Raw genomic sequence first — 877 nt, forward strand, 5'->3', positions numbered from 1 at the left:
CAGCGCGCCTTTGCGCGCGAGGCGGCGCAGATGTTCGCGCCGCGCCGGGGTGCGCGGCAGCCGCACGTGGTGCTGGCCCAGGCGGGCACAGGCACGGGCAAGACGCTGGGCTATCTGGCGCCGGCATCGCTGTGGACCCAGCAATCGGGTGGCACGGTCTGGGTTTCCACCTATACCAAGGCGCTGCAACGGCAGCTGCGCCGCGAAAGTGCGCGGGCCTTTGCCATGCCGCCGCCGGGCAGCAAGGCGCCGCCGCCGGTGGTGGTGCGCAAGGGGCGCGAAAACTATCTGTGCCTGCTCAACCTGGAAGACGCCTTGCAGGGCGGCTTTACCGGGCGGCCGGCGATCCTGGCGCATCTCGTGGCGCGCTGGGCGGCCTATAGCCAGGATGGTGACATGATCGGCGGCGATCTGCCCGGCTGGCTGGGTACGCTGTTCCGCAAGCGCGGCATTGCCGCCCTGACCGACCAGCGCGGCGAATGCGTCTATGCCGGCTGCCCGCATTATCGCAAATGCTTCATCGAACGCGCCGCGCGCGCCAGTGCCGAGGCAGAGCTGGTGGTGGCCAACCACGCGCTGGTTATGGTCAACGCCGCACGCGGCCGCGATGTGGCGCAGCGCCCTACGCGCATCGTGTTCGACGAAGGGCACCATGTGTTCGATGCGGCCGACAGCACGTTTGGCGCCGCGCTGACCGGGGCCGAGGCAATCGAGCTGCGCCGCTGGGTGATTGGCCCGGAAGGCAAGTCACGCGGGCGGCGGCGCGGGCTTTCGGCGCGGCTGGCCGATGTCGCCAGCTATGACGAGGGTGGCGCCACGGCGATCACCCAGGCGCGCGAGGCGGCCGAGCTTTTGCCCGGTGACGGCTGGCTGGCGC

At 70.8% G+C, this 877-nt stretch carries 1 pseudogene; it reads left to right on the forward strand.

What is annotated here, in order from left to right:
• A pseudogene (locus H926_RS25445) lies at positions 1-877 on the forward strand (ATP-dependent DNA helicase); the annotation flags it as partial.

This window comes from Novosphingobium sp. B-7 (genome assembly GCF_000410615.1).
Classification (GTDB): domain Bacteria; phylum Pseudomonadota; class Alphaproteobacteria; order Sphingomonadales; family Sphingomonadaceae; genus Novosphingobium; species Novosphingobium capsulatum.